The sequence below is a fragment of the Ensifer sp. genome (assembly GCF_035999185.1).
GTDB lineage: Bacteria > Pseudomonadota > Alphaproteobacteria > Rhizobiales > Rhizobiaceae > Ensifer.
Genome location: NZ_DASYHB010000017.1, coordinates 1 through 23517 on the forward strand (window position 1 = coordinate 1; position 23517 = coordinate 23517).

The window sequence follows — 23517 nt, forward strand, 5'->3', positions numbered from 1 at the left end:
CGCCGGCAAATAACTCGACTTTCAAGGGAGAACAGACATGGACACCCAACTGCTGATCGGATCGCGCTTCGAGGCCGGCACCGAGGCCGACGAACACATCCTGAACCCGCGGACGGGCGGCAAGATCGTCGACCTGCCGGAGGCCTCGCATGCCCAGGTCGAGGCAGCCGTCGACGCTGCCGAAAAGGCCTTCACCACCTGGTCGCAGACCACACCCGGCGAGCGCTCCAACTATCTCTTGAAGATCGCCGACGCGATCGAGAAGGACGCCGACGGCTTTGCCGCGCTTGAGGCGCTGAATTGCGGCAAGCCGATCAATGCCGTGAAGAACGACGAACTGCCTGCCATCGTCGACTGCTGGCGCTTCTTCGCCGGTGCCGTTCGCAACCTGCATGCGCCGACCGCGGGCGAATATCTGCCCGGCCACACCTCGATGATCCGCCGCGACCCGGTCGGTATCGTCGGCTCGATCGCGCCCTGGAACTACCCGCTGATGATGATGGCCTGGAAGCTGGCACCGGCGATCGCCGGCGGCAACACCGTCGTCTTCAAGCCCTCCGAACAGACGCCGCTGACGGCGCTGAAGCTTGCCCGCGTGCTTGCCGATATCTTGCCGGAAGGCGTGGTCAACGTCGTTTCCGGCCGCGGCGAGACCGTCGGCAATGCACTGATCAACCACCCGAAGATCTCGATGGTCTCGATCACCGGCGACATCGCCACCGGCAAGAAGGTGCTGGCCGCGGCCGCCAAGACCGTCAAGCGCACCCATCTGGAGCTCGGCGGCAAGGCTCCGGTCATCGTCTATGACGACGCCGACCTCGAAGCGGTCGTCAACGGCATCCGCACCTTCGGTTACTACAATGCCGGGCAGGATTGCACCGCCGCCTGCCGCATCTATGCCGAGGCCGGCATCTACGAAAAGCTGGTCGCCGACCTCACCTCAGCCGTCTCGACCATCCGCTATAACCTCGCCGACGACACGGAAAACGAGATCGGCCCGCTGATCTCGCGCCGCCAGCGCGATCGCGTCGCAAGCTTCGTCGAGCGTGCCGCCGACCAGAAGCACATCGAGATCACCACCGGCGGAGCCGCCGGCAGCTCGGACGGCTTCTTCTTCCAGCCGACGGTTGTCGCCGGCGCCACCCAGGAAGACGAGATCGTCCGCCGCGAGGTCTTCGGCCCTGTTGTCTCCGTCACCCGCTTCACCGGCAAGGACGATGCGATCGCCTGGGCCAACGACAGTGACTATGGCCTCGCCTCCTCCGTCTGGACCAAGGACATCTCAAGGGCGATGAAGGCGGCCTCCCGCCTGCAATATGGCTGCACCTGGATCAACACCCACTTCATGCTGACCAACGAGATGCCGCATGGCGGCGTCAAGCAGTCGGGCTACGGCAAGGACATGTCGGTCTATGCGCTCGAAGACTACACCGCCGTTCGCCACATCATGATCAACCACGGCTGACACCGCTTCCTGCGGGTCAGACAATGCATGCATGAAAACGAGGACAACGGGAGGAGAAAACCATGTACCGTCGTCAATTGCTTGTCGCTGCTGGTGCCTTGGGCCTGAGCACGCTTGTGCTCTCGCCCGCGGCCTTCGCCGCTGACGCGGCACCGGATGTCGTCGCGGCCTATGTCGCGGCGTGGAACGCCCACGACTCTGCCAAGGCCGCATCCTACTTCGCCGATGACGTCACCTATTACGATGCGTCCGTCGGCAAGCCGGTCACCGGCAAAGATGCCGCCAAGACCGGCGTCATCGACAACTTCCTCAATGCCGTTCCCGATGCCGTCTGGACCATGAAGGGCGACCCGATCGCGAGCGGCGACAAGGTCTCGTTCGAATGGGAGTTTTCCGGTACCAATTCCGGCGCCTGGGCGGACGGCACGGCCGCCACCAACAAGAGCTTCAAGTTCACCGGCGCCTCGGTGTTCACGATCAAGGACGGCAAGATCACCGCCCAGAACGACTATTACGACGCGCTCGGCTTCTACAAACAGCTCGGGCTGATGCAATAGTCTCTGAGACCCACGAACCGCAGGTGAACGCCTGCGGTTCAGACTGCATGCAGATCTCAGAGCTGTCCGTCTGGTGAGAGGACAGCTCGTTCTTCCCTCATCCTCGCCCTTGTGGCGGGGATCCGGTAACCCGACGTCATCAGGGTCAAAAGACCCCTCAGCCCAAGGACTTGGGCTTGCTGGCAACTGTGACAAGCACAGGAATGACGGGAGTTGGGCTGGCGCCTGTGGAAATCTCTTTTCCCAGCTCCACGGCGGGCAAGGCCGATCGGGCACAGAAACAGCCGAAACATGATCGCAAAACTCATAAAACGACTTGCGCCGGCAAAAATCATGAGTAACACGATCACCTTATGAGTTTCTGACCGCGCTCAGAAGGTGTCGCATGCTTGCAGAACGGCGTTCTTTCACCGCTGCATTTCCGCCGAGACCGCTGCCCGACAGGGTGGCGCGATGACGGCTGCCGCTTGCGAACCATTGGTCGAGACCGGTGGCCCGAAGGCGCTGTCGGCGGCCTTTGCCGGAACCCATGCCTGGTGCAACGAGAAGATGGTGCTATCGGACAGCCTTTCCGATGCCATGGCCCTGCCGGATTTCTTCGCCTCCGGCGCCTTCGACCGTGCGCTCGATGTCTACACGGAAAAGTCCGGCGCCAGCGACCGGCGGGCCGTCGCCTCCATGTGGTCGCTCTACTATTTCTCGAGCCTCACCATCCCCTATCTCGTCGCACGCGTGCTCGACCACCAGGTGCTGCCTGTGGGGTTCGAGGAGATGACAGTGGCGCTTGCCGAAGACGGCCTGCCTCGCACCTTCGGCGTCTCCCATGCCGGCGCCTGGCAGGACACCGATGACGCCGATGTCTTTGCGACGCTGGCGCCCTTGATGCGCGGCCATCTGCGCGACGTAGTCGGCCACCTGAAGGCGGTCGGCGGAATCGCGCCAAAGCTCGCCTGGAACAATGCGCTCGTCTACATCGACTATGCGTTGCGCGCCTCAGGCATAGAACCGTTGAACGCACAGGCCGATCAGCTCATTGGCCACAAGGCGTTGCCGGACGGCTCGCCCAACCCCTTCTTCGATTGCCTGCGCCACGAAGACGAAGACGGCGCCCGGGTGTGCCGTCGCAAGATCTGCTGCCTGCGCTATCTTTTGCCAGGGGTGCCCAGCTGCGGCAGTCTCTGCGCCCTTCCCAGCCAGCGGAACCAATAGGTCAAAGGAACCAACAGGTTTGTTTCACATCTTCCCGGCCGCTCTGCGGCTCGTGCTCGTTCTCTGTTTCGTCTTCGCGTTCGGCACCGCAGCCCGCGCCGAAGGCCCATGGCCGATGACGCTCACCGACGCCGTCGGTCGCGAGGTGACCATACCCGCAAAGCCCAAGGCGATCCTGCTCGGCACCGGCTTCAACCTCGTCGCCCTGTCGCTGATCCACCCGGACCCCGTCAGCCTGCTCGCCGGCTGGTCGGGCGACATGAAGGATGACAATCCCGAACTCTACGAGAGCTTTGCGCGCAAATTCCCGGCCCTTGCAAAGGTGCCGGAGATTGACGACGGAACCGGTGCCGGTCTCTCCTTCGAGCCGCTGTTGTCGCTGAACGCCGATCTGGCAATCCTTGCCAATTGGCAGGCCGATACGGAACAGGGCCAGCGCGCGATCGACTACCTCACCAGCATCGGCGTGCCTGTCGTCGTCGTCGACTTCAACAACAATGCGCTCGCAAGCACACCACAGATGATGCGCCTGCTCGGCAAGCTGCTCGGCCGCGACGAACAGGCGGAAGCCTTCGCGCGGTTCTACGAGGACAAGCTGAAACTCATCCGCGAGCGGATCGCCGCCAAGCCGGAGCCGCGACCATTGGTGCTGATGGACGCCTTCCCGCAGGCCGACCGCTGTTGCTGGGCCTATGGCGTATCGGGCCTCGGCGAGTTTCTGACCGTTGCCGGCGCGCGCAACATGGCCGATCACGGCCTGCCGCCGCTTGGCGGCAAAATCAGCGCCGAGGCGGTGATGGCCGCCAACCCCGACATCTACATCGCCACGTCCTCGCCCGGCGGCAAATACGGCACGCTGTCCATCGGCCCCGGCGTCGACGAGGATCGGGCGCGGCAGACGCTCGCCGAGACGATCAAGTCGCCGGCGCTTGCCAGTGTGCGCGCCGTCGAAGAACAACGCGTTCACGGGCTCTGGAACTTCTTCAACGCCGTCCCGCTCAACATCGTCGCCGCCGAGGTCTTTGCCACCTGGATCAGGCCCAACCTCTTTTCCGACCTCGACCCGAAAGAGACCCTTGCCGACATCAACAGCCGCTTTGCCGCGGTACCGTTCGAAGGCACTTACTGGGTCGACCTCAAGCCGGGCAAGTAACCTCCCTTGAGCGCACCGGAGCGCCAACCCTCACGCGCGTTCACCGAAACGTCAGGGTGCTACCGGTTACCGGACGCCTCGACGTGTTGCCAGTCGCTACCCGCCCTATATAAGGGACGAGGTGGTGCAGCGCGCCAGCCCCGCGGCTTGCCTGCGCTGTAACGCTTTGATCGGCTGCATGATTTCCCCCTTGCGTCGATTCCGGACCAAGGAATGATGCCGGTGAGGAGGATCTGGATGCTGTGGTTGATCGCGTTACCGTTGGGCCTTGTGGTCGTGTACCTGGCAGCGCGCTTCAGCCGCTTTCGCCAATGGGCCGAACCGATCCTCTCGGTCGCCGTCGCGCTCGGCCTGCTCGTCGCCTTCATCATCTGGTTCAGCGATGGCGATGGCGCCAAGCCCCAGGCACCCGAACCGGTGCAGACGACGCAGCCCGCGGGCCTCAAAGCAACGGACGTTGCCCTGGAAGATCTCACCTTCGAGCAGAGCCAGCCGGAACGAAGCTTCCGGCTGCGCGGCACGGTCGCCAACAAGGGGCCAGCCCTGCTTGAATATTTCCGCCTGTCCGTGACGCTCGAAAACTGCCCCGCGGACGCCTGCGAAAAGATCGGCGACGACACGGCGCTGATCCTCGCCCGCGTGCCAGCTGGCCAGAACCGCACGTTCGAGACCTACCTCACGTTCCCGAACCGCGAAGGCGAAAGCCTGACGGCGCCGAAATGGACGACCGAAGTGCTGGAAGTCCGTGGCGGCAACCGCTAGCGCAAGCCTGCGAAAGTGTCGGGTGGCTGTAGAGCCAGGCTTGCGCCATCGCGGAACGGAACCAGTTCACCTTCTCGCTAGGACGATGAACCGATCTGGCGCGTCGCGCGGTGGGGGTGGCTCCCTGAATTGCGCTTTGGAGTAACGCCATTCGGGGCGGAAAACCGTTTCACACCGCTCCTTGACTTGGCCCTAGGCAGCGACTGGACGGCGAAGCACCTCGACAAGCTCAGCCGTCGTCGTCACCTCCGCGAACTCGGCGCGCAGCGTCGCCACATGGGCGCGGTGGATGTCCCGCGCCGCAATCATGCCACCCTCGCCGTCCGGCTGGTCGAAGCAGTCGCAGGCGTCTTCCACCAGGATCATGCGGTAGCCGAGATTGGCCCCGACGCGCACAGAGGTCGAGACGCACATGTCGGTCGAGATACCGAAGGCAACGACGGTATCGACGCCGAGGCGGCGCAGGCGCAGATCGAGATCGGTGCCGATGAAGGCGGCGTTGACGCTCTTGGTGACGAGCGCCTCGTCACCCTCGGGCCCGAAGCCGGGCCGGAACCCATTGCCCGGCGCCCCGGGCGCAAGCGTCGAGCCATCCATCACGCTGTCGTGGCGCACATGGATGATCTGGCGGCCGCTCGCCCGCCAGCCGGCAAGGAGGGCAAGGCCGTTCCGGTCGACAGCGTCGTTCCAGCGGCGTGGCCAGGGCGCGCTATCAAAAGCCCTCTGCATGTCGATCGGCAGCAGCACGGCGTTATCGGGAATACTCAATCTGGTCATGGGCAAAGCTCCTTCGTTGCGAAAAGACGCTAACCCGCCTATCGTCCGGTTTCACTGGACATGATGACGCCTCACCGGACGAATGTCCGGAACTGGCAAGATGGAGGCGACGTTTTGACTGAAACCGATGAGAAGGATCGTCTGCTGCTGGCGGCGCTGCGGCAGGATTCGCGCCAGAGCCTGGTGGCGCTCGCCCGCCACAGCGGGCTTTCGCGCAGTGCTGCCCATGACCGGCTGCGTCGACTGGAAGCGAAAGGCGTGATTGCCGGCTACACCATCCGTCTTGGCGTTGCGGACGAGAGCCCGACGGTGAAATCGCTGATCGCGATCAGCTTCCAGCCAGGCAAGAACTGCGACCATATCGTGCCACATCTCTCGGCCATGCCGCCCATCGTCACCTGCTGGTCGCTTGCCGGCGCAACCGACCTGATGGTCCTTGTCGAATGCGCCTCCAACGGCGATCTCGACACAATCCGCCGCCAGATCTCCATCATCCCCGGCGTCGCCACCGTGCAGACGCATGTGGCGCTGCGCACCCATTTCGACCGGCGGGACTGACGGATCAACTCTGCCAGTCCGCCCACCGGAAAGCGATCAGGGCCGGCTGAGCTCGTCGAGGTACCAGTGGATGTAGCGCAACTCGTTGTGCTCCATCGGCGCGATCGGTCCCGGCACGAAATAGTGCGAGCGCACACCGCGCGACGTGTGTTCGATGATCGCCTTGTCTTCCTCGGTCGTCACCTTCCACAGCCACGTCAGCCGGTCGAGATCATAGTCGCGCCCCTCCTCGGCATCGGCGTCGACCAGCCAGATCAGCTCCATCTCAGAGGTCTCGGCCGTCTTCGGAATGAAGCGGTAGATCATGCCGTGATCGGGGTAGCAGACCAGGAAGGTGGTGCCGCCGAGATGGATCGAGGTGACGCCGCCGTCGAAATCGGAAAATCGGCCCATCAGCTTGCTCAGCGCCTGGCCATCCTTGCTGCCGGTCTTCGCACCGTCATAGAGCGGGTAGCGGAAGGCGTGCACCGCCTCCTTGCCGGCAGCCGACGTCTGCCAGTGGTTGCCGGAGCCGACCTCGATGCCGAGTGCGCAGGTGCGCGCCTCCATCCGGGCGTTCAGTTCCTCGATCATGTGCAGCGGCTGTTCCAGCGCATGCGTTTCCGAATACTCCGGATGTGCCGGGCCACAGTGGTAGCACTCGACATAGTTCTCGACCGCAAGCTTCCAGTTGGCGTCCACTGGATAGGTCTGGCGATGGGCGACCTTCGCCGAACCCCAGCCATATTGTCCGCAGGTCGCATGCAGCAGGTGCTCGACATCGGAAAAATCGAGCGGCTCGTCGGCAAAGGAGATGAAGATCAGCCCTTCGGCGACGCGCACGTGCAGCTTCTTCAGCCCGTGATCCTCGCGCTTGAAATCCTTCGGCATCAGCCTTGCTGCCTTTAGTGCCCCGTCATTGCCATAGGTCCAGGCGTGGTAAGGGCAGACGAAGGCGCGGGCATTGCCCTTGTCCTTGGTGCAAACCTCGGCACCCCGATGGCGGCAGACATTGAGCATCGCGTGGATCTCGCCGCTCGCCGTGCGGGTGACGATCACCTGCTCGGACGCCATGCGAAAGACTTCGAAATCGTTGGCGTTCGGGATCGCGCTCTCATGCGCCACGCAATGCCAGTGACGGCGGAAGACACGCTCCAGGTCGCGTTCATAGATCTCCGGATCGAGGTAGAAGGCGCGCACGAGCCCATGGCCTGGACGATGGGCGGCAACAAGCTGGTCGATGCGGTCGCCGGTGACAGTGGTATTCTCGAGCTCCGAAACGAGCATGGGGGCGAACTCCAATTGTGTCACCGGAAGGACCGCGTTCCGGCGCGCGTGTATTTCAATCTGACGCACGGCGCTCGCCACGCGTCTCCTTCTCCCTGTCAAAACGGGGAGAAGGTGGCCGGCAGGCCGGATGAGGGGCAGTCGTCACGTCAGCAGGCACGCGAACTCCCCCGCAGGTTTCGGCGCAACCTTCACCCAACGCATTCCTCGCAATCTTCAGAGGACGATCGACCAGACCTGGCCGCCCGTTGCCCCCATCCCGAAACCGGGACGAGCGAAACTCAGCAGAAGATCTGGAATTTCTCCCGGATCTTCAGGTCGATCTCCGGCGCAATCACCGAGGGTGCCGCTTCCGCGAGAATCCGGTTTTTCTTCTCGATCGCCTTGGCCACCAGATCCGGGCGGCCAATCTCGACCCATTCCTTCGGGCTCGTGCGATCGGCGACGGCCGGGTAGATGTACTCCGTCTGCATCAGCCCGAGCGTCTGGGGATGGCCGAGATAGTGGCCGGGGCCATCAAGGCAGACCGAGCGCATGGTCTCGAGCGAGACCGAGTCCTCGGTCACGTCGATGCCGCGGATGCAGCGCTGCACCTGGCCCAGGAGATCGTCGCCGAGCACCAGCGATTCCAGGCAGAAGCCGAGCAGCGAGGCATGCATGCCGACGGCCTCGTAGACCATGTTGAGACCCGAGAGCCCGGCCATGACGTTGGAGATCGCCTGCTCCCAGCCGGCCTGCATGTCCGGCAGCTTGGCGTCGGCGATGCCAGCAGCAGCCCCGCCCGGCAGGCGATAGAACTGGTGCATCTGGGCGCAGCCAGCCGTCAGCAGCGCCTGTTCGCCGGAACCGCCCGACATCGCGCCGGTGCGCAGGTCCGAAACGAAGGGCCAGGTGCCGAAGACCGCCGGATGGCCGGGCGACATGGCATTGACATAGACGACGCCCGCCAGGCACTCGGCGACCGCCTGAACGATCGCGGTTGCAAGCGGCGCCGGTGCGGTCGCACCCGCCTGGCCGGCCGAGAGCAGCAGGATCGGCATCCCGGCACGGATGCACTTTTCCATGGTGATGCAGCTTTCCTCGGCGAACTTCATCGGCGGCACGACGAAGCAGTTCGAGTTGGAAACGAAGGGCCGCGCCCGCCACTTGTCCTCGCCGCCGGCGATCATGTGGATGAGGTCGAAACAGCCGTCGACATGCGAGGGATCGGAGAAGCTGGTGCCGACATGTTTGGTCGTGCCGGCGCAGCAGGCGTAGAGCGTGTTGATGTCCATCAGGAAGTTGTCGGCGACATCCCGGCAGACCATGGCGCGCTGGAAAAAGTGCACGTTGTCGAGGTGATGCACGAGCTGTGCCGCGTTCAAGAGGTCCTTGGCGGTGGACTCGCGATACTCGCGCTTCTCGACATCGACGATATGCACCGCGGCCCCGGCTGTGCCGTAGTAGACGCGGGTGCCGGAGAGCTCGAGATCCTGCTTCGGGTCGCGGGCATGAAGCGTGATGTCGCGCGCGGCGATCGCAAGCATGTCCTCGACCAGCGCCCGGGGAAAGCGGATGCGCCCGTCATCGCCAAGAATGGCGCCGGCGCCGGTCATGATCTCGACGCCGGACTTCGGGGCGTTCGCAAGGCCGATCTGCTCCAGCGCGTCGAGCGCCGCCTCGTGGATGCGCCTCACGTTGGCGTCCGTCAGCGGCTTGTACTGCCCGCCGGAAAGCCCGGGGCGCACCGGCCGGATATTTTCGGCCAAGGGTGCTGCGCGCAACGCCACCCGCGCCGCCCGCCCGCCGGACCGTCTCGAAGCCGCAACTGCACAATCGTCAGCCATCATCATCTCCCAATGGGGCGCGTGCCCCTGATCCCTGCCGTGGGGTGTTGCCCCTCATCCGCGCGGTGAGGGATTACCCCTCATCCGCCTGCCGGCACCTTCTCCCCGTCTGGACGGGGAGAAGGGAATTGTGGCGCCCGCTCGTTCCTCTCCTCAGCCTTCAAGAGGATGAGGCTTAGCTGGCCTTATGCACCGCCTCGTTCTTCCACCGCCCCTCACTCCACCTCTCTCCGCCTGTGGTGAGAGGGAATGACCCGGGGCCGCGTCTCACTTCTCTCCGCCTGCGGGGAGAAGGTGGCCGGCAGGCCGGATGAGGGGCAATGCCCTCACCGCGCGGATGAGGGACGAGCCCAACCACCTGCCCTACATCCGCACCCGTTCCGCCCGCGGGTCGTACATCGGCTTCAGCGACGCCTCGGCCTTCACCCGCGTTCCGGCGATCTCGATCTCGAAGCTTGATCCGAGCACGTCGTCGGCGCTCTCGCCTTCCGAGGGCACGTAGCCAAGGCCGATGGCGCCGCCGAGGTGGTGGCCGTAATTGCCAGAGGTGATCGTGCCGACGATCTTGCCGTCGCGCACGATCGCCTCATTGTGGAAGAGCAGCGGCTCGGGATCGGAAAGGCGGAACTGCACCAGCCGGCGCGACAGCCCGCGATTGTGCTTGGCGAGCACCGCCTCGCGGCCGATGAAATCGCCCTTGTCGGCCTTGACCGCAAAGCCGAGCCCGGCTTCGAGCACATGGTCCTCGTCGGTGATGTCGTGGCCGAAATGGCGGAAGGCCTTTTCGATGCGGCAGCTGTCGAGCGTGTGGATGCCACAGAGCTTCAGGCCCAGCCCCTGGCCGGCCTCTTCCAATGCCTCGAACACATGTGCCGTCTGGTCGGTCGGGACATAGAGCTCCCAGCCGAGTTCGCCGACATAAGTGACGCGATGCGCCCGGGCGAGCCCCATGCCGACCTCGATCTCGCGCGCCGTGCCGAACGGATGGGCGGCGTTGGAAAAATCGTTGGGGCTGACCTTCTGCATCAGCTCGCGCGCCTTGGGCCCCATGACGCAAAGCACGCTTTCGCCGGCACCGACATCGGTGATGACCACGAACTCGTCGGTCAGATGCTTGCGCAGCCACGCAAGATCCCGCTGCAACGTGGCGCCGGGCACCACCAGCAGGAAGGCGGTTTCCGAAAGACGCGTCACGGTCAGGTCGCTCTCGATGCCGCCGCGGGCGTTGAGCATCTGGGTGTAGACGATGCGGCCGGGCTCGACGTTCATCTCGTTGGCGCAAAGCCGCTGCAGGAAGGAGAGCGCGTCGCGCCCCTCGACGCGGATCTTGCCGAAGGAGGTCATGTCGAACAGGCCGACGCCGTTCCTGACCGCCAGATGCTCGTCCCTCTGGTTTTCAAACCAGTTCTGCCGCTTCCAGGAGTAGCGGTACTCACGCTCCTGGCCGTCCTTGGCAAACCAGTTGGCACGCTCCCAGCCGGCGACCTCGCCGAAGACGGCGCCGCGGGCCTTCAGGTGTTCGTGCAGCGGCGAGCGGCGCACGCCGCGGGCGGTCGCCATCTGGCGATAGGGGAAATGATCGGCATAGAGCAGGCCGAGTGTCTCGGAAACGCGGTCTTTCAGATAGGCGCGGTTCTTCTGGAACGGCTGTGCCCGGCGGATATCCACCTCCCAGAGATCGAAGGGCGGCTCGCCGTCGTTCATCCATTGGGCAAGCGCCATGCCGGCACCACCGGAGGACACGATGCCGATCGAGTTGTAGCCGGCCGCCACCCAGTAGCCCTTCACCTCCGGCGCCTCGCCGAGATAGTAGCGGTCGTCGGGGGTGAAGCTTTCCGGGCCGTTGAAGAAGGTATGGATGCCAGCCGTTTCCAGCATCGGCATGCGGTTGACCGCCATTTCGAGGATCGGCGCGAAGTGGTCGAAATCGTCGGGCAACTGGTCGAAGCAGAAGTCCTCGCGGATGCCCTCCATGCCCCAGGGTTTGGCTTTCAGCTCGAAGGCGCCGATCAGCATCTTGCCGGCGTCTTCCTTGTAGTAGGTGCACTCATCAGGCACGCGCAGCACCGGCAGGCGCTTCAACTCCGGGATCGCCTCGGTGACGATGTAGAAATGCTCGCAGGCATGCAGCGGCACGGTAACGCCCGATTGCCGCGCAAACTCCCTGCCCCACATGCCGGCGCAGTTGACGACATGATCGGTCTCGATCGTATAGACCTCGCCGTTCTGCTCGCAGGTGACGCCGGTCACCCGGCCATCCTTCTTCAGCACAGACGTCACCTTGACGCCCTCGATGATCGTCGCACCGTTCTGGCGCGCACCCTTGGCGAGCGCCATGGCGATGTTGGCAGGGTCGCACTGGCCGTCGAGCGGCAGATGCACGGCCGCTTTCACGTCCGAGGTGTTGAGGTGCGGATACATGCCCTTCACTTCATCAGGCGTGATCTCGCGCACGTCGACATTGAAGGCGCGCGCCAGTGAAGCCTGACGATAGATCTCTTCCTTGCGCTCCTCCGTCAGCGCCACCGTGATCGAACCGTTCTGGCGCATGCCGGTGGAAATGCCGGTCTCGGCCTCGAGCTTGACGTAGAGATCGGCCGAATATTTCGCGAGCCGCGTCATGTTCTGCGAGGCGCGCAGCTGGCCGATGAGACCGGCCGCGTGCCAGGTGGTGCCGGAGGTCAACTGCTTGCGCTCAAGCAGCACCACATCCGTCCAGCCGAGCTTGGCGAGATGATAAGCGACCGAACAGCCGGACACGCCGCCGCCGATGATGACCGCACGGGCTTTCGAGGGAATGGGCTTGGTCATGCGCGCAGTCTTTCATTGGAGGGATCCCAGAGCGGCTGGTCCGCCTCGACCGTCGCCTTGAAGCGGTCGCCGAAGATCTCGACCTCGATTTCCTGGCCGGGCACGGCAAGGTCGGCCCTGAGCATGCCGAGCGCGATCGACTTGCCGACGCGGTGGCCCCAGTTGCCCGAGGTCGTTTCGCCGACCACCTGACCGTTGGACCAGAGCGTCGACATGTAGGGTGCGTCGCAGCCGTCGGCGGCGACCGTCAGTGTCACGAAACGCTTGGAAACGCCCTGCTGCTTCTCCCGCTCCAGCGCCGCCTTGCCCTTGAAGCCCGGCTTGCCCCAGTCGACGAAACGTTCGAGGCCGCCCTGCAGGATGGTGTAGTCGGTCGAAAGATCACCCTTCCAGGCGCGATAACCCTTCTCGATGCGCAGGCTGTCGAGCGCCTCCATGCCGAAGGGTTTCAGGCCATGCTTCTCTCCGGCCGCCCACACGGCGTCGAAGATTGTGGCCGTATCCTCCACCTTGCTGTGGATCTCCCAGCCGAGCTCGCCGGCAAAGGAGACGCGCACGAGCTGGCAGTAGCGCCCGGCGATCTGGGCCGTCTGGTGCGTCAGCCAGCCCTTGGTCAGATCCGCCTCGCTGATCTCGGCAAGGATCGCACGCGACTTCGGACCGGTGAGGATTTGGCAGGAGAAGGACGTCGTCACGTCATCGATGGTGAAGGCGGCGTTGTCGGGCCGGTGCTTCGTCAGCCACTCGAAATCGTGCCACTGCGCCGTTGCCGCCGTGATCAGGAAGAAGAAATCCTCGTCCAGCATCATGACCGACATTTCGGTGACGATGCGGCCCTTGTCGTCGGCGAAATAAGCAAGACCGATGCGGCCGGGCTTCGGAACGCGGCCGGTGATCAGGCCCGAGAGCCAGGCCGTCGCGCCCTCGCCCTTCACCCGGAAGCGCGAGAAGCCCGGCAGGTCGAGAATGCCGGCGGCATCGCGCACGGCCAGGCACTCCTCCTTGATGCGCTCCGCCCACGGGCCTTCGCGACCCCAGGTCTGCGTCGCCTGTTCGGAGGTGTCGTCGCCGGGCTTCGCGTACCACATGGCGCGCTCCCAGCCGTTATAGGGCTTGAACTGGGCGCCGAGTGCGGCGATCCGGTCGTGGATCGGCGACGACTTCTTGCCGCGGCCCGCCGCCCAATAGTGCTTGGGGAAATGCATCGCATATTCGTGGCCATAGATCTCCATGCCCTTGGCGATGCAATAGTCCTGGTCGGTGTAGTCGGTGTAGCGCCGCGGGTCGCAGGACCACATGTCCCATTCCGTCTGGCCCTCGGTGATCCATTCGGCGAGCACCTTGCCGGCGCCGCCCGCCTGGCAGATGCCGAAGGTAAAGACGCAGGCCTCGAACGCGTTCGGCACGCCCGGCATCGGGCCGATCAATGGATTGCCGTCGGGCGCATAGGGGATCGGGCCGTTGATAATCCGCGACAGACCTGCCGTCCCGAGGATCGGCACGCGCTCGACCGCATCGTTCAGGTACCATTCCAGGCGGTCGAGATCGTCGGGGAAGAGTTGGAAGGAAAAATCCTCGGGCATCGGATCATCGGGCGTGACCCAATGGGCGCGGCAGTTGCGCTCATAGGGCCCGAGGTTCATGCCGTTCTTCTCCTGGCGGAGATAGTAGGAGCTGTCGACATCGCGCAAAAGCGGTAGCTTGTGGCCCGCCTCCTTCGACCAGGCGGCCAGCTCCGGAATCTCGTCGAACAGGATGTACTGATGGCTCATCACCATCATCGGCACGTCGCGGCCGAACATCTTGCCGACCTCGCGGGCATAGTAGCCGGCGGCATTGACGACATATTCGCAGCGGATCTCGCCCTGCGGCGTCGAAATCACCCATTCGTCGTTTTCGCGGCGCGCCCCGGTCACGGGACAGAAGCGGATGATCTTGGCGCCCATGTCGCGCGCGCCCTTGGCGAGCGCCTGGGTCAGCTGCGCCGGGTCGATATCGCCGTCATAGGGATCGTAGAGCGCGCCAGTCAGCTCATGCGTTTCGAGGAAAGGATAGCGGGCGCGCATCTCGTCAGGCGAGAGGATATCGAGATCCATGCCCTGGTAGCGGCCCATGCCAACGACGCGCTTGAATTCCTGCAGCCGCTCCTTGGAATGGCCAAGCCGGATCGAGCCGGTGACGTGATAGTTCATCGGGTAATCGACGAGCGCACCGAGATCGCGATAGAGCGAGGCGGAATAGCGCTGCATGTTCATGATCGACCAGGAGGACGAGAAGGTCGGCACGTTGCCGGCCGCGTGCCAGGTCGAGCCCGCCGTCAGCTCGTTCTTTTCCAGAAGCACACAATCGGTCCAGCCGGCCTTGGCCAAATGGTAGAGCGAGGAAGCGCCGATCGCTCCCCCACCGATGATCACGACCCGGGCGTGCGACGGCAAATTCGACATTAACAGTTCCCTCGTTTTGGCGAATTCTTGCCGGGGAAGCCGGGCGCCATCAAGCGACGGAAACAGGCTTTATTGATCGACAAATTCGATTAGATTGGCCGTATCGAAGCGGGAGTGCACGGCATGCAGGTGGAACTGGTCGAAACCTTCCTGGACCTGATGGAAAGCCGCTCCTTCAATCGCACCGCCGAGCGCTTGAACATCACCCAGTCGACCGTCTCGCATCGGGTGAAGGCGCTGGAAGCGCAATTCAACCGCAAGCTCTTTACCCGCAACAAGGGTGGCACCGTGCCGACGGCCGCGGGCTTGCGCTTTCTCGACTATGCGAAAGCGCTGCAGAACCAATGGCATGAGGCAACACGCGCAGTCACCAGCGCCGGCGCGTTGGAACGCTCCATGCGGCTCGGCATCCAGCATGATCTGGCGGAAGCTTTTGCCGGCGAATGGATGGCGGCAATCCGGCAGGACCTGCCCGCAACCGAGGTCTATATGGAGGCCGATTACTCCAACCAGATGAACCGCGATCTCGGCGCCGGTGACCTGGATCTGGCGATCCTCTATACCCCTCACTACCTGCCCGACCTCTACTATGAACGGATCGGCGATCTGCATTACGTTCTGGTCAGCACCGAAGCGCGTGCGCTCGCCGATATCCGGTCGGAAACCTATATCCGATCGAGCTATTCGCCAACCTTCGACCGCGCCCATCGCCTCGCCCTGCCGCATCTTTCGGCGGCACTGCTTTCCGCCGGCCAGAACATGGCGATTGCCCGGCTCCTCGCAGCGCTCGGCGGCGCGGCCTATGTGACGGCGGCGACGGCCGATCGGCTTTCGGCGGAGGAATCTGCGTTTCGGGTACAGGATGCGCCCGTCATCGCCCAGACCGTCTACGCCGCCACCAGCCTTCGCACCCGCCACGCCCACCAGCACCGCAAGATCATCGCCGCCATGGGCGCTCTGCTTTCGACGCTTCCGGTGCCCGGTTCGGAAACCCCTTAGGCCATGCGGCGCTGGATCAGCCGCCGCAGAAACATCAGGATCGAGACGATCGCGAGATAGTAGATCAGCGCGGCCGAATACCACTCGACGAAGCGGAAGCTGGAGGCGATCGCATCGTTGACGACGGCCATGATCTCGCGCATCGAAATGACATAGGCAAGCGAGGTCAGCTTGATCAGGTTGATGAATTCGTTGACCAGCACAGGCATGACGATGCGCAGCGCCTGCGGCAGGATCACCAGAAAGAAGGTCTGCCAGCGATTGAGCCCGAGTGCGCGCGCTGCATCCGTCTGTCCCTGGCCGATCGCCGAAAGCGCCCCGCGCATCGCTTCGGCCATGTAGGCGGCCGTCACCAGCGTGAACGCGATGAAGGCCGCGACGAAGGGCGTGTACCAGGGCGCCCGCGTCAGCCCCGGAAAGAGCTGCGGCGCGCCGTTCCAGACGATCAGGAGCACGAGGATCAGCGGCGACGAGCGGAACAGCCAGACATAGAGCTGTGCTGCCGTCCGCCTGACCGTCGCCATCGAGTTGAGCGCGACGGCAAGCGGCAGGCAGAGCAGGAACGACGCCGCCTGCACCAGGATCGAAAGCAGGATGGCGATACCCGCCCCCTGCAGCATCACCGGCATGGTCAGGGCATCGAAAAACAGTTTGGTGTCGAAGTTCATGCCCTGCCCCCGCCGTTTGCGATTAGGAGTCGTAATCGACGTCGAAGAGTGCCGGATCGAGGCCGTATTTCCTGGCGAGGTCGCCGAAGAAGCCCTTCTCCTTCAGCGCCTTGAGCCCCGCCTTGACGGCGGCCGCGTCCGCAGCCTCGCGCCGGCTGTAGATGCCGTACTTGAAATCTGAGGCCCAGATGTAAGGAAGCTGAAGCGTGCCGTCGGATCGCGAAGCGCGGTAGGCGCCCTCCGCCTCCTCGGTCACTGTCGCGTCGACCCGGCCGACGAGAACCTGTTGATAGGCGGCCTGTTGGGTCGGATACTCTTGCACCTCGACAGGTGGCAGTCCCTTGGCGGTTAGCGCCGCGTTGAGCGGGCCGATCCGCTCTTCTTTGTAATAGGCGCCGGCTTCGAGCGCGATCACTTTGCCGCTGAGGTCCTCCGGCACCTTGATCGCATCGCTGCCAGCCTTGGTCACCATGGCGGTCGCCGATTTCATGTAGGGCACGCAGTCATAGGTCTCGCGCCGCTTGGCGTTGACGTAGATGCCGCTGATGATGACGTCGCAGCGCCCTGCCCCGAGCGTCGGCAACAGACCGGCAAATTCGGTGACGGTGTAGGCGATGTTGGCGTTCCAGAGGCCGGCAAGCGCCTCGGCGATCTCGATGTCGATGCCAGTCGGTGCAGCATCGGCCGGATGCTCCTTGAACGAAAGCGGCGGAAAGGCCGCCGTGGTGCAGACGCCGAGCTCGCCGTCTGCGGCAAAGGCAGGGGTCTCCGCCCGTGCGATACCGGCCGAAAGCAGTGTGGTTGCAAGAAGGGTTGCGCAGGATGCCAGTCTGATCATCGTCATTCCCCTTATTGTGCTGGTGAAACGCGGCCGACGATGTCGCCATAGGTGTGGCTGTCGAAGGCCGGAAGGATGAGCGGGTCCACGAAGCCGTCGCGCCGTGCCGTCAGCACGTATTGCATCATCGACGCATTATCAGGCATCTCGAAAACCTGGACGAAATCGTAGGTTCCAAGCGTGGCGTAGAAGGCGACCGAGCGGCCGCCGAGCGCTGCGACCCGATCCTCGCTCACCTTGCGCCGGCTGCCGCTATCGGCAAGCTCGGCCAGTCCCTTGGCAGTCAGTCGCATCAGCGAGATATATCTTTGCATGGGGCATCATTCCGTTGAAACGGTTGGCAAAAGGCATGGACATGCGGGTGACACGCGAAGCAATTCCAGGAAAAGCGTGAAGCGGTTTTCCGTCCGGAATTGCGTGACGTCAGAGCGCTTAGCGGCTGGCTCTCGCAAGCCCGGCAATGACGGCGTCGCTGGTCGAAACAGTGCCGAAGATGCCGTTCTCGATCGAGATCATGTTGATCGCCGCCTCATGTGCCCATTGCTCGCCGCTGGCGCAGCAATCCGAAATCGTCAGGCACTGGAAATTGCGGTCGCAGGCCTCGCGCAGCGTCGTGTGCACGCAGACATCGGTGGTGCAGCCGGTAAAGAGCATGTGGGTGATGCCCTGCGATCTCAGCACGTGCTCGAGGTCGGTGTAGGTGAACGAGCTGTTGCAGGTCTTGTCGATGATGACGTCAGTGTCGGCGACATCGAGCTCGGGCAGCAACTGGAAACCGGGGCTGGAGCGCAAGAGCACCTGCGTGTTCTCCAGACCTGAGCGCTTGCGCCGCCATTTCTCGTAAGGGGTCATGTCGGCAAGATCGGCACGGTAGCCCTGGCGCGTATGGATGATCAGGCAGCCGGCAGCCCGCGCCGCCGATATCACCCGGTTGACCGCCGGCACGATCGCCGCAAGCGGCGCCGGGTCGTAACCCATCGAGGCAAAGTAGCCGTTGGGCGAGCAGAAGTCGATCTGGAGATCGATCACCATCAGCGCGGTCTGCGACGGAACCAGCTTTCCGTCATAAGGAAAATCAAACGGTTGAGCCTCGATCATCGTATTACTCCCTCTCTCCGCCGAGATTCATAGGAGCAAAAATCGATTGGGAATAGCGATTTTTTATGCTTGATATTGTCCAGTTTGGCTAAACGATTTCAAGATCCACAACCGGGAGAATGACGGATGAAGGCGCTGCATTTCCTGCCCTATATCCGGGCCTTCGAGGCGGTGGCGCGCATCGGATCCGTGCGCCAGGCAGCAGACGAGCTGGGCCTCAGCCCAGGTGCCGTGTCGCTGCAGCTGCGCCGGCTGTCGGAGACGACGGGGCTGACGCTGCTTGAAAAATCCGGACGCAACATCAAGCTGACCGCTGCCGGCCGCGACTTCGCACAGACGGTGTCGCACGCCATCGGCAATCTCGCCGCCGCTGTCGAGGACGGCACCGACCGGCGGCTCGAAAGCCAGAAGAGCAAGCTGACGGTCGCCCTGCCGCCGGCGCTCGCCATCGCCTGGACGGCCGGCCTGCTGGTGCAGTTTGCCGGTGCGCGCGGTGTCACGGATCTTTCGATGCGCAACTGCATCCGCGCCTCGGACGTCGTCTGGGACGACGTCGATCTCGCCATCGTCTACGACAATCCGCCGTTCGACGGTCTGTGGTGGCAGGCGGTCAGCGACGTGAAACTGCGCACCGTCTGCTCGCCGCTCCTGTTCCCGCGCCTCGAAGGGCCGCTGCGTGAAAAGAAGCTGCGCGACGTGACGCTCCTGCACGAGGACGACGGCCGCGAATGGACGCGCTGGTCGGCCGCCGCGCGCATCTCGCTCGAAGGCAGTCGCAGCGTCCGGGTGCCTTCGGTGGCAATCGCCGTTGCGTCCGCCTTGCAGGGCCAGGGCATCGCGCTCGTCTCCGACGTGCTCACCCGCTCCTCTCTGCTCGAAGGCCGGCTGATCCAACCCTTTGCCACCGCTATTCCCGCATCGGCCGGTTACTACCTGCTTTGCCCGACGGAAAAGGCCGAGGAGCCGCTAATCCAGGCCTTCGCCAACCAGATCGCAGCACACCTGCGCGGAGAACGATCCGGCGAAAAGCAGGCTCAGTAGCGGCCCTTGAGCTGCGCCTTCAGCCGCTCGGCGTCCGCCTCGGTCACGCCGGGCGGCGCCATCACCTGCATCCAGGCGTCGATATAGTGTTCCGGCGCATAGACATGGCCGTAGCCGATCGGTGACGTCGTCGCGAGCGCCATGTCGGCGAGCAGCTGGAACATGGTGACGACCGGGAACCACCGCAGCGCCGGCGAAACGTCCGCCCCGCGCGGTGCCTTCATCCAGTCCGGTTCGCGGTAGAAGGAATGGGGGTCGAAGAAGGTGATCGGGTCGCTTGCATATTGCAGATAGACGATGCGGACGTTGCCCCATTTGGCGCCCGGAATGTTGAGCGCGTTTTCCTGATTGGTGAAACGGATCACCGAACCGTCGCGATAGAGCGGGCGCCATTCCGGCGAGCCCGGATTGCGGTTGCCGGTGATCTGCAGCCAGGTTTTCGTCGGGAACGGCGGACCGACCCAGAGCGCACCCTGGAACGGATCGCTGATGATGTCGAAGGGGTCGACCGAGCCTTGCGAATTCATCGAGCCGAGGCTGAGGCCGTAGAGATAGAGCTTCGGCCGCTTGTCCCTCGGAAGCGTCGTCCAGTAGCCGTAGACGGCGTCGAACAGCGCATCGGCGGTTTCGGCGCCGTATTCCGGCTCGACCAAGAGCGACAGCCAGCTTGTGAGATAGGAGTACTGCACCGCGACGCTCGCGACGTCGCCCTTCAGCAGATATTCGACCGAATCCATGCCCGGCGGGTCGATCCAGCCGGTGCCGGTCGGCACGACGATCAAAAGGTTCGTGCGCTCGAAGCCGCCGACGCGCTTCAACTCCTCCAGCGCCAGCTTCGCCCGTTCCTTTGCGGTTTCGGCGGAATTGAGCCCGGCATAAACGCGCAAGGGCTCCTTCGCTTCAGCCCCGAAGAAGGCGCCGATGTCCTTCGCCGCCGGACCGGAGGCGACGAATTGCCGGCCCTGACGGCCAAGCTCGTCCCAGGTCATCAGCGATGCGCTGCTGCCGGTCTTCAAGGGGTCGGTCGGTGGCGCGACATCGGGGTCAATCAGCGCATCGAGCCGCTGGAACGAGCTGTCGGCCGCGTGCAGCGCGAAGCGGAAGATGACGCCGTCGACGGCCGACCAGAAGAGCGCGACGGCGGCAACCACGGCCGCCACCTTCGCCAGCGGCCGCGTCAGCACATGCTCGAAACGCCGCGCAAGGAAGCGGAAGGTCAGCCGGAACAGCCGCGCAATAAGCACGATGGCGACGAAGACGAGCGCCGCGATCAGCCCGAGCTTGAACGGTTCGGCGCTTTCGACCGGATCGAGCCCCATGATCTGGCGCACCGTGTTCTGCCAATAGGCCGTGCGCCAAAGAAAGGTAAGAGCAACCGCGGTGCAGCCGAGCGCCGCCAGCACCTTCACCGTGAGGCCGGTGCGACCGCGGATCTCCGGCAGGTCGAGCAGCGACCAGACCCAGCGCAGCAGCACCCCGATTGCGTAGCCGGCGGCAAGCGACATTCCCGAGATCACCGCCTGCACCACATAGGGCCGTGGGATGAGGCTCGGCGTCAGCGACATGGCGAAGAAGAAGACGCCGACAATGAGGCCGGTGGTCGAGAACGAGGCGAGCAGGCCAGAGAGAAAGCGCGGCACCGGCCACTTCGACTGGCGCAAATCCGTCTCTTGCAGATGATCCACGGGCTTGCTCCTCTCGATCAGGCGGCGGGCAGGATTGGCTGCACTGTCGCCTCCCGGTTGCGGCGCGTCAACTACGGTCGGGCTAGCCCCGTACATGGCGCCCGAGAACCGGGAAATGGTCTGACGCCTTGAAGCGCCATCAACCGGATCAAACCCGGCGGATGGCCGCGATCGCCGTCATCGCTCCACCCGCGGGGCAAGCGTGTTGTCGGTCAGGCGCACGTTGACGACGAGCGCCTTCAAAATCCTGCGATTGGTCTCGTCGGCAATTTTCTGCGCCATATCTTTTCAATCGAGCCAATTCCTTGCGCAACTCAAGGGCAAGCGGCTGGAAATAGCAAGGATCGGCCCAAGCATCTGATATAATTTGCCAGTCAGTCGAGTCCGCTTCGCTTGAGGAGACAAGCCATGACCGCACCGCATCCCTCCAAGACCCACATCGGAAACCATAAGCTGCATCCGGAAACCCTGATGCTGAACTATGGTTACGACCCGGAACTGTCGGAGGGCGCGGTCAAACCACCGGTGTTCCTCACCTCCACCTTCGTCTTCCGTTCGGCCGAGGAAGGCCGCGACTTCTTCGACTTCGTTTCCGGCCGCAAGGAGCCGCCCGCAGGCGTCGGCGCCGGTCTCGTCTATTCGCGCTTCAACCATCCCAACAGCGAGATCGTCGAGGACCGCCTCGCCGTCTATGAGCGCACCGAAAGCTGCGCGCTGTTTTCGTCGGGCATGTCGGCGATCGCGACCACACTGCTGGCCTTCGTCAAGCCGGGTGATGCGGTGCTGCACAGCCAGCCGCTCTATGGCGGCACCGAGACGCTGCTGGCGCGAACCTTCCTCAATCTCGGCGTTGCCGCCGTCGGCTTTGCCGATGGCGTCAACGAGGCGGCCGTCAGCGCCGCTGCCGAAGAGGCGATGGCCAAGGGCCGGGTGTCGATGATCCTGATCGAGACCCCCGCCAACCCGACCAACAGCCTTGTCGATGTCGCGATGATCCGCCGCGTCGCCGATGCGATCGGCCGCAAGCAGGGCCACACGCCGATTATTGCATGCGACAACACCCTGCTCGGCCCGGTGTTCCAGCGGCCGATCGAACATGGCGCCGACATCTCGCTCTACTCGCTGACCAAATATGTCGGCGGCCATTCCGACCTGATCGCAGGTGCTGCCCTTGGCTCCAAGGCGGTGATGAAACAGGTGAAGGCGCTGCGCGGCGCGATCGGCACCCAGCTCGATCCGCATTCCTGCTGGATGCTCGGCCGCTCGCTGGAGACACTGTCGGTGCGCATGCAGAAGGCCGACGACAATGCCCGCATCGTCGCCGAATTCCTGCGCGAGCATCCGAAGGTCGAGCGCATCCACTACCTGCCCTTCCATGGCGAGGACACGCCCGTCGGCCGCGCCTTCAAGGCGCAATGCACCGGCGCCGGCTCGACCTTCTCCTTCGACATTATGGGCGGCCAGGACGCGGCCTTCCGCTTCCTCAACGCGCTGCAGATCTTCAAGCTCGCCGTCAGCCTCGGCGGCACGGAATCGCTTGCCAGCCACCCGGCGGCGATGACCCATTCCGGCGTACCGATCGAGGTTCGCCATCGCATCGGCGTCCTGGAATCGACCATCCGCCTGTCGATCGGCATCGAGCATCCGGACGATCTCGTCGCCGACCTCGCCAATGCGCTGACGCTGGCTTGACGCCAACCTGACGGGCAGCCCCCGGCCCCGCCGGCCGCTGCCCGTCAGCTCAATTGAAATCAAGCAACTCTGAACGGAAAACCGCTGCGCACTTTCCCTGGAATTGCTTTGTCTTTCGCAATTCCGGACGGAAAACCGCTGCGCACTTTTCCTGGAATTGCTTTGTCTTTCGCAATTCCGGACGGAAAACCGTTACGCACTTTTCCTGGAATTGCTTAGTGCGAGAGAATGTTGACGACGTTGCCGAAGGGGTCGCGCATGAAGAAGCGGCGCACGCCCCAAGTCTCGTTGGTGATCTCGTACACGATCTCGGCACCAGTCGCCTTGGCCCGGCCATAAATCACATCGGCATCGTCCACCTCGATTGAAAGCAGCGGCACCGGCGTACCCGAGCCGCCTTCACTGGCGATGCTTACCTGCGGCATGGCCGATTGGCCCTCGGCCGCAAAGGTCACGATCCAGCCGTGGTCCATCACCACGTCGAGGCCGAGCAATTGGCCGTAGAAGGCACGCGCCGCCTGCGGGTCGGACGCCTGGAGATTGGGGACGATACGTTTGACGGTCATCGGAACTTTCCTGTTTGGCGAACGGCATCGTAACCTTGGTTGCGCAGCGCCGCGGCATGAACATAGGCAACCTGATGCACGTTTTCGAGACGGTCTACTCTT

Annotated in this window: 20 protein-coding genes; 9 read left to right on the forward strand and 11 right to left on the reverse strand. The window is 63.9% G+C overall.

What is annotated here, in order from left to right:
• The first annotated feature begins 37 nt into the window (after window positions 1-37).
• From VGO04_RS01205 to VGO04_RS01225, 5 genes are all read left to right on the forward strand, one after another.
• Window positions 38-1465, forward strand: a complete 1428-nt coding sequence (locus VGO04_RS01205; RefSeq protein ID WP_327494132.1) for a gamma-aminobutyraldehyde dehydrogenase — start codon at window positions 38-40, stop codon at window positions 1463-1465.
• Window positions 1466-1527: 62 nt separating this feature from the next.
• Window positions 1528-2022 (forward strand): ester cyclase, encoded by a 495-nt coding sequence (locus VGO04_RS01210; protein ID WP_327494133.1) that lies wholly within the window; start codon window positions 1528-1530, stop codon window positions 2020-2022.
• A 453-nt stretch (window positions 2023-2475) separates the two neighbouring features.
• Window positions 2476-3231 carry a siderophore-iron reductase FhuF gene (fhuF, locus tag VGO04_RS01215; RefSeq protein WP_327494134.1) on the forward strand — a complete coding sequence of 252 codons (756 nt, stop codon included), beginning with the start codon at window positions 2476-2478 and terminating at the stop codon, window positions 3229-3231.
• A 28-nt stretch (window positions 3232-3259) separates the two neighbouring features.
• Window positions 3260-4384 carry an ABC transporter substrate-binding protein gene (locus tag VGO04_RS01220; protein WP_414650497.1) on the forward strand — a complete coding sequence of 375 codons (1125 nt, stop codon included), beginning with the start codon at window positions 3260-3262 and terminating at the stop codon, window positions 4382-4384.
• Between the two features lie 237 nt (window positions 4385-4621).
• A complete protein-coding gene (locus VGO04_RS01225; RefSeq protein WP_327494135.1) occupies window positions 4622-5146 on the forward strand; it encodes a hypothetical protein in 525 nt (174 codons plus the stop codon).
• A gap of 192 nt (window positions 5147-5338) precedes the next feature.
• On the opposite strand, the gene VGO04_RS01230 is transcribed toward VGO04_RS01225, so the two are convergent.
• Entirely contained in the window at window positions 5339-5923 is a 585-nt protein-coding gene (locus VGO04_RS01230; RefSeq protein ID WP_327494136.1) for a cysteine hydrolase family protein, read from the reverse strand.
• A 114-nt stretch (window positions 5924-6037) separates the two neighbouring features.
• On the opposite strand from VGO04_RS01230, the gene VGO04_RS01235 reads away from it, so the two are divergent.
• On the forward strand, window positions 6038-6481 hold the full coding sequence (locus tag VGO04_RS01235) for an Lrp/AsnC family transcriptional regulator (RefSeq protein ID WP_327494137.1): 444 nt from the start codon (window positions 6038-6040) through the stop codon (window positions 6479-6481).
• A 36-nt stretch (window positions 6482-6517) separates the two neighbouring features.
• Here the strand turns inward: VGO04_RS01235 and VGO04_RS01240 are convergent, their stop codons facing one another.
• From VGO04_RS01240 to VGO04_RS01255, 4 genes are all read right to left on the reverse strand, one after another.
• The gene (locus VGO04_RS01240) at window positions 6518-7747 is read right to left on the reverse strand and encodes an aromatic ring-hydroxylating dioxygenase subunit alpha (RefSeq protein ID WP_327494138.1); all 1230 of its coding nucleotides are present in this window, start codon (window positions 7745-7747) and stop codon (window positions 6518-6520) included.
• Between the two features lie 281 nt (window positions 7748-8028).
• Window positions 8029-9573, reverse strand: a complete 1545-nt coding sequence (locus VGO04_RS01245) for a trimethylamine methyltransferase family protein (protein ID WP_327494139.1) — start codon at window positions 9571-9573, stop codon at window positions 8029-8031.
• 363 nt (window positions 9574-9936) lie between these two features.
• The gene (locus VGO04_RS01250) at window positions 9937-12384 is read right to left on the reverse strand and encodes an FAD-dependent oxidoreductase (protein WP_327494140.1); all 2448 of its coding nucleotides are present in this window, start codon (window positions 12382-12384) and stop codon (window positions 9937-9939) included.
• Window positions 12381-14828: an FAD-dependent oxidoreductase gene (locus VGO04_RS01255; protein WP_327494141.1), complete on the reverse strand. Its 2448-nt coding sequence runs from the start codon at window positions 14826-14828 to the stop codon at window positions 12381-12383. Before VGO04_RS01255 ends, VGO04_RS01250 begins: the two co-directional genes overlap by 4 nt.
• A 123-nt stretch (window positions 14829-14951) precedes the next feature.
• Between VGO04_RS01255 and VGO04_RS01260 the strand changes: the two genes are divergently transcribed.
• Window positions 14952-15827, forward strand: coding sequence for a LysR family transcriptional regulator (locus VGO04_RS01260; RefSeq protein WP_327494142.1), 876 nt, complete (start codon window positions 14952-14954; stop codon window positions 15825-15827).
• Here the strand turns inward: VGO04_RS01260 and VGO04_RS01265 are convergent.
• From VGO04_RS01265 to VGO04_RS01280, 4 genes are all read right to left on the reverse strand, one after another.
• On the reverse strand, window positions 15824-16495 hold the full coding sequence (locus VGO04_RS01265; protein WP_327494143.1) for an amino acid ABC transporter permease: 672 nt from the start codon (window positions 16493-16495) through the stop codon (window positions 15824-15826). The two genes, VGO04_RS01260 and VGO04_RS01265, sit on opposite strands and share 4 nt — an antisense overlap.
• Window positions 16496-16517: 22 nt before the next feature.
• Complete coding sequence (locus tag VGO04_RS01270; RefSeq protein ID WP_327494144.1) at window positions 16518-17333, reverse strand: transporter substrate-binding domain-containing protein; 816 nt, start codon at window positions 17331-17333, stop codon at window positions 16518-16520.
• Window positions 17334-17344: 11 nt separating this feature from the next.
• On the reverse strand, window positions 17345-17647 hold the full coding sequence (locus tag VGO04_RS01275) for a GYD domain-containing protein (RefSeq protein WP_327494145.1): 303 nt from the start codon (window positions 17645-17647) through the stop codon (window positions 17345-17347).
• Between the two features lie 118 nt (window positions 17648-17765).
• On the reverse strand, window positions 17766-18431 hold the full coding sequence (locus VGO04_RS01280; RefSeq protein ID WP_327494146.1) for an isochorismatase family cysteine hydrolase: 666 nt from the start codon (window positions 18429-18431) through the stop codon (window positions 17766-17768).
• A 126-nt stretch (window positions 18432-18557) separates the two neighbouring features.
• On the opposite strand from VGO04_RS01280, the gene VGO04_RS01285 reads away from it, so the two are divergent.
• The gene (locus tag VGO04_RS01285; RefSeq protein ID WP_327494147.1) at window positions 18558-19472 is read left to right on the forward strand and encodes a LysR substrate-binding domain-containing protein; all 915 of its coding nucleotides are present in this window, start codon (window positions 18558-18560) and stop codon (window positions 19470-19472) included.
• Here the strand turns inward: VGO04_RS01285 and VGO04_RS01290 are convergent.
• Window positions 19466-21157, reverse strand: coding sequence for an alpha/beta hydrolase (locus VGO04_RS01290; RefSeq protein WP_327494148.1), 1692 nt, complete (start codon window positions 21155-21157; stop codon window positions 19466-19468). The two genes, VGO04_RS01285 and VGO04_RS01290, sit on opposite strands and share 7 nt — an antisense overlap.
• A gap of 408 nt (window positions 21158-21565) precedes the next feature.
• Between VGO04_RS01290 and VGO04_RS01295 the strand changes: the two genes are divergently transcribed.
• Entirely contained in the window at window positions 21566-22849 is a 1284-nt protein-coding gene (locus VGO04_RS01295; RefSeq protein ID WP_327494149.1) for a cystathionine gamma-synthase family protein, read from the forward strand.
• A gap of 215 nt (window positions 22850-23064) precedes the next feature.
• On the opposite strand, the gene VGO04_RS01300 is transcribed toward VGO04_RS01295, so the two are convergent.
• A complete protein-coding gene (locus VGO04_RS01300) occupies window positions 23065-23415 on the reverse strand; it encodes a VOC family protein (RefSeq protein ID WP_327494150.1) in 351 nt (116 codons plus the stop codon).
• Between the last annotated feature and the right edge of the window lie 102 nt (window positions 23416-23517).